This is a genomic window from Acidocella sp., from assembly GCF_052326845.1.
GTDB lineage: Bacteria > Pseudomonadota > Alphaproteobacteria > Acetobacterales > Acetobacteraceae > Acidocella.
Genome location: NZ_JBKQJR010000009.1, coordinates 1 through 9221, shown reverse-complemented (window position 1 = coordinate 9221; position 9221 = coordinate 1). Strand labels below are relative to the sequence as shown.

The 9221-nt window shown below is 64.8% G+C and carries 10 protein-coding genes and 1 tRNA gene; 4 read left to right on the top strand and 7 right to left on the bottom strand.

Annotated elements, in window-relative coordinates; genetic code table 11:
- Window positions 1–1030, bottom strand: a 1030-nt coding sequence (locus ACLPJJ_RS00735) for a SecDF P1 head subdomain-containing protein (RefSeq protein WP_443588758.1), incomplete at its 3' end; no start/stop codon positions are given.
- Between the two features lie 86 nt (window positions 1031–1116).
- Between ACLPJJ_RS00735 and ACLPJJ_RS00730 the strand changes: the two genes are divergently transcribed.
- Window positions 1117–2097: a Gfo/Idh/MocA family protein gene (locus ACLPJJ_RS00730; protein WP_443588756.1), complete on the top strand. Its 981-nt coding sequence runs from the start codon at window positions 1117–1119 to the stop codon at window positions 2095–2097.
- On the opposite strand, the gene ACLPJJ_RS00725 is transcribed toward ACLPJJ_RS00730, so the two are convergent.
- The 5 genes from ACLPJJ_RS00725 to gatC all read right to left on the bottom strand — a co-directional run bounded on the left by ACLPJJ_RS00725 (window position 2094) and on the right by gatC (window position 6605).
- Complete coding sequence (locus ACLPJJ_RS00725; RefSeq protein ID WP_443588755.1) at window positions 2094–2630, bottom strand: flavin reductase family protein; 537 nt, start codon at window positions 2628–2630, stop codon at window positions 2094–2096. The genes ACLPJJ_RS00730 and ACLPJJ_RS00725 overlap by 4 nt on opposite strands.
- 64 nt (window positions 2631–2694) lie before the next feature.
- Complete coding sequence (locus tag ACLPJJ_RS00720; RefSeq protein ID WP_443588754.1) at window positions 2695–3387, bottom strand: cysteine hydrolase family protein; 693 nt, start codon at window positions 3385–3387, stop codon at window positions 2695–2697.
- A gap of 4 nt (window positions 3388–3391) precedes the next feature.
- A complete protein-coding gene (gene gatB / locus ACLPJJ_RS00715; protein ID WP_443588753.1) occupies window positions 3392–4843 on the bottom strand; it encodes an Asp-tRNA(Asn)/Glu-tRNA(Gln) amidotransferase subunit GatB in 1452 nt (483 codons plus the stop codon).
- Window positions 4843–6321: an Asp-tRNA(Asn)/Glu-tRNA(Gln) amidotransferase subunit GatA gene (gene gatA, locus ACLPJJ_RS00710; protein WP_443588752.1), complete on the bottom strand. Its 1479-nt coding sequence runs from the start codon at window positions 6319–6321 to the stop codon at window positions 4843–4845. Before gatA ends, gatB begins: the two co-directional genes overlap by 1 nt.
- The gene (gatC, locus tag ACLPJJ_RS00705; RefSeq protein WP_443588750.1) at window positions 6318–6605 is read right to left on the bottom strand and encodes an Asp-tRNA(Asn)/Glu-tRNA(Gln) amidotransferase subunit GatC; all 288 of its coding nucleotides are present in this window, start codon (window positions 6603–6605) and stop codon (window positions 6318–6320) included. The genes gatA and gatC overlap by 4 nt, the downstream gene beginning before the upstream one ends.
- Before the next feature lie 54 nt (window positions 6606–6659).
- On the opposite strand from gatC, the gene ruvX reads away from it, so the two are divergent.
- Window positions 6660–7121 (top strand): Holliday junction resolvase RuvX, encoded by a 462-nt coding sequence (ruvX, locus tag ACLPJJ_RS00700; protein WP_443588749.1) that lies wholly within the window; start codon window positions 6660–6662, stop codon window positions 7119–7121.
- Between the two features lie 10 nt (window positions 7122–7131).
- Here the strand turns inward: ruvX and lipB are convergent, their stop codons facing one another.
- Window positions 7132–7782, bottom strand: a complete 651-nt coding sequence (gene lipB / locus ACLPJJ_RS00695) for a lipoyl(octanoyl) transferase LipB (protein WP_443588748.1) — start codon at window positions 7780–7782, stop codon at window positions 7132–7134.
- Window positions 7783–7830: 48 nt separating this feature from the next.
- On the opposite strand from lipB, the gene ACLPJJ_RS00690 reads away from it, so the two are divergent.
- Both ACLPJJ_RS00690 and ACLPJJ_RS00685 read left to right on the top strand, forming a co-directional pair.
- A tRNA-Leu gene (locus tag ACLPJJ_RS00690) sits at window positions 7831–7916 on the top strand.
- A 95-nt stretch (window positions 7917–8011) separates the two neighbouring features.
- Window positions 8012–9169: a malic enzyme-like NAD(P)-binding protein gene (locus ACLPJJ_RS00685; protein WP_443588747.1), complete on the top strand. Its 1158-nt coding sequence runs from the start codon at window positions 8012–8014 to the stop codon at window positions 9167–9169.
- Window positions 9170–9221: the final 52 nt, after the last annotated feature.

Below are 9221 nucleotides of genomic sequence, written 5' to 3'. Positions count from 1 at the left end.
GCGGCGCGGGCAGGGCGCCGGCGCGCAGCAGCAGCGCGAGGTCGGTGGCGGATTGGGCGGTGAAATTGCCGGAGATCTGCCCGGACCCGCCGGTGATGGGCTCGCGGATGACCGGGGCCTCGATGATCTTGCCGTCCAGCACGATGGCGAACAGCTTGCCGACATTGGCGGTGGTGACATCGGCGAACTGGCGCGCGCCGAGCGCGTTGAGGGAGAAGTTCACCACCCACTGGCCGCTTTGCGGGTCGGTGCTGGCCTGGGCATTCTCCAGGCTGGCGCCGTCCACGGCGACGTTGGCGTATACGTCCATCATCTGCTGCGGGTTATCGGCCATCGGCAGTTGCTCGTCGCCCAGCGGGGCCACGGGGCCGGGGGCGGCGGTGGCATCCACCATCTGGAAGGTCATGTGCGCGGTGGTGCCGATCAGCGTCTTCACGCGGTCCGGGTCGGAGATGCCGGGGAGTTGCACCACGATCTGGTCCGCGCCCTGGCGCTGGATGGAGGGGTTGAGCACGCCAGAGCCGTCGATACGGCGCTGGATGATGGTGATGGCCTGCTCAACCGCCTGGGAATTACGGGTGGCCTGGGTGGCGGGCGGAATGGCGATGGCGATGGAGCCATCCGGCATCTGGGACAGGGAGACGCTGGGGCTGGACGAGCCGGGGGCGTAGGAGATGAGCTTTTGCAGCGCCGTCATATCCTGCTGGCTCTGGCCCTCCAGCGGGTGCAGCACGACTTGGTTATTGGCGAGGTCCGCGTGCAGCCCGGTATAGCCGAGCTGGGCGTTGCGCAGGGTCTGGCGGGTCTCATCGACCAGGGCGTTCAGGTCCTGCTTCACGATCGCGCTGGTGTCGATCTGCAGCAGCAGGTAGGAGCCACCGCGCAAATCGAGTCCCATATGCACCTGGTTCCAGGGCAGGAAGCCCGGCCAGAAGCTGGGGCGGGCCGAAAGGTTCGGCAGGCTGAGCAGAATGCCCAGTCCGCAGAGCAGCAGAATGCCGAAAGTCTTGGCGCGGCTGAAGTAAAGCACGGTGGCTCCAAAATTTCCCTAAACCGGATGCGGTATGGCCGGGCGGGGCGTTGCGCGCAACCCCGGGGCGGAATACCACGGAGGCCATGAGCGAGCGATTGCAAGTGGGCTTGATCGGGGCGGGCCATTTTGGCCGCTACCACGCGTTGAAACTGGCTGGTGCGAAGCGGGCGAAGCTGATCGGCCTGGCGGACCCGAACCCCGAACGGGCCAAGACAGTGGCCTGGGAGGCCGGGTGCCCGGTGCGCCCGGTCGAAGACATTTTGCAGATGGCGCAGGCGGTGGTGATCGCCGCTCCGGCGGAATTCCATTACGATCTCGCCGCCCGCGCCCTAAAGGCCGGCAAGCATGTGCTGGTGGAAAAGCCGATCGCCGCGACGCTGGAGCAGGCGACTGATCTGGCGGCTTTGGCCAAGCAGACGGGGCTGGTGCTGCAGGTGGGGCATCTGGAGCGCTTCTCCGCCGCGCATGGCGCCGTGAGTGCCCGCATGGGCAAGCCGCTTTATATCGAGGCTGTGCGCATCGCTCCCTTCAAGCCGCGCGGCACGGATGTCTCGGTCATTCTTGATCTAATGATCCACGATCTCGATCTGATCCTGGCGCTGACCGACTCGGAGGTGGTGAGCGTGGACGCGGTGGGCGCGCCCGTGGCCAGCGCGCATGATGACATCGCCAATGCCCGAATCCGCTTCGCCAATGGCGCGGTGGCGACGATCACGGCCAGCCGCATTTCGCTGAAGACCGAACGCAAGATGCGCATCTTCTCGCAGACCGGCTACCTGACCGTGGATTTCTCGGCGCGCAAGCTCACTTTGGTCGGGCGCGGCACTGGCATGAAGCTGCCGGGCTTCGAAGAATTCGGCGTGGAGCAGGCGGGCTGGCAGGACCATGACGCGCTCTCAGCCGAGCATGAGGCGTTCTTCGCCTCGGTGCTGGATGGCGCGCCGGTGGCGGTGGATGCCGAGGCCGGCAAGCGCGCCTTGGCGGCGGCGCTGATGGTGAGCGAATCGATCGCGGCCAGCCGGGCGGTGGCCGAAGCGAGCGGGCTGATACCCAAGCTCGCCTAACGCATCTTCGACTTCACCTTGATCATCTCCCCATCCACGGCGAAATGCCCGAAGCCGTGGTGGTGGAGCGTCTTGGCGTCTTTCAGCTTGGGGTTTTCCCAGGCGTGCACGCATTCCAGGATGAACAGGTTGTAGGCGTTCACCATCTTGGTGTCCTTCACCTTGCACTCCAGGTTGACGATGGCTTCGCCGACCAGCGGCGCGACAACGTGCTTGGCGGGCAAGGGGGTGAGGCTGTACACGCCGAACTTGTCGGTATCGTTGCCGGTGCAGTTGCCGACTCCGGCAACGGTCTCCGCCAGCTCGGCGGGCGGCACGGCGAGAACGCATTCCTTGGTCTTGCGCAGCGCCGCGAAGCTGTGGTTGGCGGCGCTGACCACGCAGGCGATCAGCGGCGGCTCGAACTCGACCATCATGTGCCAGGACATGGCCATGATGTTCGGCTTGCCTTTCGGCGCCTGGGTGGTGAGCAGCACCACCGGGCCAGGCTCGATGAACTGATAGACTTTTTCGAGGGGCAGGTCTTGCATCATGCGCGGAAATCTATCCGCGCCGGCGGGCTCCTTGCTTGATCAGGATCAATCCTGGCTCCGCATTTCAGCCGGGCAGGTATCCCAGAAGCTCATCGCTGCTCATCACGGCGCAATAGATCATGTTGATGATCTCCAGCTCCTTCAGGTGCAGCTCTTGGCTCCCGGCGGCGCAGCCATCCTCGACCACGATCACGTCGAAGCTCTCATCGGCCAGAGAGCGGACGGTGGAGGCGACGCACTGGTCGGTGAAGATGCCGGCGCAGACGACATGGGTAATGCCGAGGTTGGTCAGCATGAGGCGCAGATTTGTGCCGGTCAGGGCCGAATCGGTGGTTTTGGTGACCACGATCTCGTCGCCCCGGGGCGCCAACTCCGGCACGATCTGCGAGGCAAGCTTGTCCTTGGGCAGGAGCAGATTGTTCCAGCCGGGCTTCTTCTGGCTCAGCGAGCGGTCCCGCCCGTTTTGCGTCTGGCAGGCGATGCGGGCGAAGAGCACCTCATGCCCGCCATCGCGGAAAGCCGTGAGCAGCTTGGTGATGGTGGGGATCACCGTGCCGTGCATGCGCTCGTGGAAGGGCGTCCAGGCATCGAACCGCGCCTGATCCTCGGGGCTGAGGGCGGCGCGGTCCGGGCGTTCGAGGTAGGTGTTCTGCACGTCGATGACGAGCAGGGCTGTCTTGCCGCGTTCCAGCACCGGGTCTTCGGGTTCCGGCGCGCCCTGGTAGTAGAGGGAACGGAACGCGGTCTTCCAGCTCATCGTCTTATCCCAACTGTTTTTTGACCGCCTCGTTGACCAGCGCCGGGTTGCCCTTGCCCTGCATGGCCTTCATCACTTGGCCGACGAAGAAGCCGAACAGCTTGTCCTTGCCGGACTTGTACTCGGCCACCTTGTCCTGGTTGTCGGCCAGCACCTTGGTCACGGCGTCGTCGATGGCGCCTGTGTCGGTCACCTGGCGCAGGCCTTTTTCCTCGACGATGGCGGCGGGCGCCTTGCCGGTTTCAACCATCTCCTCGAACACATCCTTGGCGATGCGGCCATTGATGGTCTTGTCGGTGATGAGGTCGAGCAGCGCGCCGAGATCCGCCGCCGAGACGGGCGGGTTCTCGATGCTCTTGCCGGTGCGGTTCATCGCGGCAAAGAAATCGCCGGACATCCAGTTGGCGGTGAGCTTGCCGTCGCGGCCCTTGGCTACGGTCTCGTAGAAATCGGCGGTTGCTTGATCGGCCACCAGCACGCCTGCGTCGTAGAACGGAATGCCGTACTGCTCGCAGAAGCGTGCGCGCTTCTCGTCCGGCAGTTCGGGGAGGCCGGCCTTCAACCTGTCCACGAATTCCTGCTCCAGAATCAGCGGCAGCAGGTCCGGCTCTGGGAAGTAGCGATAGTCATGCGCATCCTCCTTGGAGCGCATGGAGCGGGTCTCGCCCTTGGAGGGATCGTACAGGCGGGTTTCCTGCACCACCTCGCCGCCGGATTCCCACACCTCGATCTGGCGCATCGCTTCCGCCTCTACGGCGTGCATGACAAAGCGCACCGAGTTGACGTTCTTGATCTCGCAGCGCGTGCGGAAACCCTCGCCCGGCTTGCGGACGGACACGTTCACGTCCGCGCGCATGGAGCCTTCCTCCATGTTGCCGTCGCAGGTGCCGAGATAGCGCACGATCTGGCGGATCTTGCGCAAATACGCACCGGCTTCCTCGGGCGAGCGGATATCCGGCTCGGAGACGATCTCCATCAGCGCCACACCGGCGCGGTTGAGGTCGATGACCGACTTGCTGGCGTGCTGGTCGTGCATGGATTTACCTGCATCCTGCTCCAGATGCAGGCGGGTGATGCCGATATGCTTGATCGTGCCGTCCTGCAGCTCGATCTCGACATCGCCGGTGCCGACGATGGGATGCTCGAACTGGCTGATCTGGTAGCCGTTCGGCAGGTCGGCGTAGAAATAGTTCTTGCGGTCGAAGCGCGAGAACATGTTGATCTGCGCCTTCAGCCCCAGCCCGGTGCGCACGGCCTGGGCCACGCATTCCTTGTTGATGACCGGGAGCATGCCGGGGAAACCGGCATCCACGAAGGACACATGAGCGTTGGGCGCGCCACCATAGGTGGCGGAGGCGCCGGAGAAGAGTTTGGATTCGGAAATCACCTGGGCGTGGATCTCAAGCCCGACGACAACTTCCCAAATGCCGGTGCGGCCTTCCAGCGTATAAGCCATTATTTTGCTCGCAGTTCAGGCAGGGCTGAGAAGCCCGCCGCGTTCTCGATCGCGGCGGAGACCGCGAAAACTGTTTCTTCGTCAAAATGTTTGCCGATGACCTGCAGGCCCAGCGGCAGCCCCTCGGCGTTCAGCCCGGCAGGGATGCTCATGGCGGGAACCCCGGCGAGCGAAGCAGGCACGGTGAACACGTCGTTGAGATACATGGTCACCGGGTCGTCCATCTTCTCGCCCAGGCCGAACGCCGCGGAGGGCGCGGTGGGGGTGAGGATGGCGTCAACCTTGGCAAAAGCGTTGGTGAAATCGCGCAGGATCAGGTTCCGCACCTTCTGCGCCTTGAGGTAATAGGCGTCGTAATAGCCATGGCTGAGCACATAGGTGCCGATCATGATGCGGCGCTTCACCTCGGCGCCGAAGCCGGCGGCGCGGGTGCGCTCGTACATGTCGATCAGGTCAACGCCATCCACGCGCTTGCCGTACCGCACGCCGTCATAGCGCGCGAGGTTAGAGGAGGCTTCGGCCGGGGCAACGATGTAATACACCGCGAGGCCGTACTTGGTGTGGGGCAGGGAGATGTCGACGATCTCGGCACCTTGCTCGCGCAGCCAGGTGATGCCCTTCTCCCACAGCCCCAGGATTTCCGGGTTGGTGCCTTCGAGGCGGTATTCGGCGGGGATGCCGATGCGCAGCCCCTTCACGCCCCGGTTCAGCGCGGCGGTGAAATCGGGCACCTCGCGCTGGGCGGAGGTGGAGTCCTTCTCGTCGAATCCGGCCATGGCGTTGAGCAGGATGGCGCAGTCTTCGACATTGCGCGCCATCGGGCCCGCCTGGTCGAGCGAGGAGGCGAAGGCGACGATGCCCCAGCGCGAGCAGCGGCCATAGGTGGGCTTGATGCCCGCGAGGCCGGTGAAGGCGGCGGGCTGGCGGATGGAGCCGCCCGTGTCGGTACCCGTGGCGGCGAGCGCGATTCGCGCGGCCACGGCGGTGGCGGAACCCCCCGAGGAGCCGCCGGGGACCAGCTTGGCATCCGGGTCGCTCACGCGCTTCCAGGGGTTTTCCACAGGCCCGTAGCCGGAGGTGATGTTGGAGGAGCCCATGGCGAACTCGTCCAGATTCGCCTTGCCCAGCATCACCGCGCCAGCCGCTTTCAGCTTGGCGGAGACGGTGCTCTCATAAGGCGGCACGAAGGGCTCCAGGATCTTGCTGGCCGCCGTGGTGCGCACACCCTCGGTGCAGAACAGGTCCTTCATGGCGATGGGAATGCCGGTCAGCGCCGTTGCCTCGCCCGCGGCGATGCGCGCATCGGCGGCCTTGGCCTGCTCCAGCGCCAGCTCCGGCGTCGTGGTGATATAGGCGTTCAGGCGCGGGTTCAGCGCGGCGACGGCCCCGTTATAGGCCGTGGTCAGCTCCACGGCGGAAATCTCTTTTGCCGCGAGCTTCTTGGCCGCGCCGGCAATTGTCAGGTCAAAAATGCTCATTCCACCACTTTCGGCACGGCAAAGAAGTTCTGCACCCGGTCCGGGGCATTGGCGAGAATCCGCTCGGCGACCTCGCCGTCGGAGACGAAGTCCTCCCGCTGGCGCAGCGCCATCTGCGCGCCGCCCGACAGCGGCTCGACGCCATCCACGTTCACCTCGCCCAGCTGCTCGACATAGCCGAGAATGGCGTTGAGCTCGGATTTCAGGGTCTCGACCTCGGTATCATCGACCCGTATCCGGGCCAGTCTCGCAATACGGCGTACCGTTGCGGCATCCAGCGACATTTTTGCCTCATATATCTATTGGCTTGAAATTCCGGGCGGACCATACAGGCCGCCATGCCCATCTACAACCTCGGGGATTTTTCCGCCCATCTCGCCCCCGGCGCGCGGCTGTTGGGGGTGGACCCCGGCTCCAAGCGCATCGGCATCGCACTCTCGGACGTGGACCGGCAGATCGCCAGCCCCTACGCCACGCTGGCCCGGGGCAAGCTGAAGCAGAACGCCGCCGAGATCTCGGCCATCGCCGCGCGGGAAGGGGTAGGGGGGCTGATCGTCGGCCTGCCGCTGGACGCGGAGCAGAAGCTCGGCCCCCGGGCCCAGGCGGCGCGGGACTGGGCGCACGGTTTGAGCGCCGCGACGGGCCTGCCCGTGGCCATGGTGGATGAAAGCTACACCACGGCCGAGACGCATGAACGGCTGATCGAGGCCGGGGTGAGCCGGGCGCGGCGGGACGAGATCATCGACAAGCTCGCCGCCCAAGCCATCCTGCAAAAGGCGCTGGATGCCTTGCGCGGCTAGAGCATCCCCTTCATCCGAAAACCCTGTTCCAGTTCCGCCGCAGTGCCGCGTCCACCTCGTCCATGCTCACTTTCACGTCCAGCGCGTGCAGGCTTGTCACCCCGTGCTCGCGGATGCCGCAGGGTACGATGCCGGTGAAATGCCCCAGGTCCGGGTTCACGTTCAACGCCAGCCCGTGCCAACTCACCCAGCGCGTCACCCGCACGCCGATGGCGCCTATTTTCTGCTCCTCGCCATTGGGGCGCACCACCCATATGCCAACGCGTCCGTCTCGTATTTCCCCTTTCACCCCGAATTCCTTCAGCGTCTCGATCACCCAGCGCTCCAGCCCGGCCACGTAGCAGCGCACATCCCGCGCCGGGATGGTGCCGTGCGGGCGGGTGAGGTCGAGCATCACGTAAGCCACGCGCTGGCCGGGGCCGTGATACGTCCACTGCCCGCCGCGCCCGGCCGTGTAGGTGGGGAAGCGGCTGGCATCCTGCAGATCCTCGGCCTTGGCGGAAGTTCCGGCGGTATAAAGTGGCTTGTGTTCCACAAGCCAGACCAGCTCTTCCGCCGTTCCTTCGCGGATGGCGGCGGCCCGTTCCCGCATGCGCTGGAGGGCTGCGTCATAATCAGTGTGCCCGGGAGTGGTTTCCCAGGTTGCAGGACTAAAATTCATCGTCTATAGGCTCCCGGCGCCGTGCTCTCGCATGGCAGTTTCCTACGTGCGGTCGTGGCGAAATGGTAGACGCGCAAGCTTGAGGTGCTTGTGGGGGAAACCCCTTGGAAGTTCGAGTCTTCTCGACCGCACCAAATTTCTCCTCTTCAGATTTTTTTCATGACGGGACAGGTTGTCCCGCCTTGTCCATTGGTTCATGAATCCCTTGAGACTAAGGGAGTACTTGAATATGGATGATGATTTACGCAAGGCGGCGCTTGAATACCATCACGCCCCCCGCCCCGGAAAACTCGCCATCGTCGCGACGAAGCGGATGGAGACCTCGCGGGACCTCTCGCTGGCCTATTCCCCTGGTGTGGCTGCCGCCTGCGATGCCATCGTCGCCGACCCGGATGCCTCGTTCGACTTGACCTCGCGCGCGAATCTCGTCGCCGTCATCACCAACGGCACGGCGGTGCTGGGCCTGGGCAATATCGGCGCGCTCGCCGGCAAGCCGGTGATGGAGGGCAAGGCCGTCCTGTTCAAGAAGTTCTCAGGCATCGATTCGTTCGACATCGAGGTGAACGAGCAGGACCCGGACAAGTTCATCGAGATCGTCGCCAGCCTGGAACCGAGCTTCGGCGGCATCAACCTCGAGGACATCAAAGCGCCGGAATGCTTCAAGATCGAGCAGACGCTGCGCAGCCGGATGAAAATTCCGGTTTTCCATGACGACCAGCACGGCACGGCGATCATCGTCGGCGCCGCGGTGCTGAATGCCATGATGGTGCAGGGCAAGAAGATCGAGGAGGTGAAGATCGTCACCTCCGGCGCCGGGGCGGCAGCGCTTTCCTGCGTGAAAATCCTCAAGGCGCTCGGTGCCTCCCCTGAGAACATCACCATGACCGACAAGGAAGGCGTGGTGTATGCCGGGCGGCCAAACCTGGACCCGACGCTGGCGGATGTGGCCCGCGTGACCGATGCCCGCACCCTGCCGGATGTGCTGCCGGGTGCGGATATCTTCCTCGGCCTTTCCGCCCCGCGTGTGATGAAGGAGGAGTGGCTCTCCCTGCTGGGGCCGAATCCGCTGATCCTGGCGCTGGCGAATCCGGAGCCGGAGATCATGCCGGAGATCGTCCGCCGCGCCCGGCCGGATGCGATCGTGGCGACGGGCCGGTCGGACTTCCCGAACCAGGTGAACAACGTCCTGTGCTTCCCCTTCATCTTCCGCGGCGCTTTGGATGTACGCGCCACCGCCATCACCGAGAGCATGAAGCTCGCCGCGGTGAAGGCGATTGCCGACCTGACGCGGGTGGAAGCCTCCGAGGTCGTGGCCGCTGCCTATGGCGGGCATGCCCCACCTTCGGCGCCGAGTACATCATTCCCAAGCCGTTCGACCCGCGGCTGATCATGCATATCGCCCCGGCCGTGGCGCAGGCGGCGATGGATGCGGGCGTTGC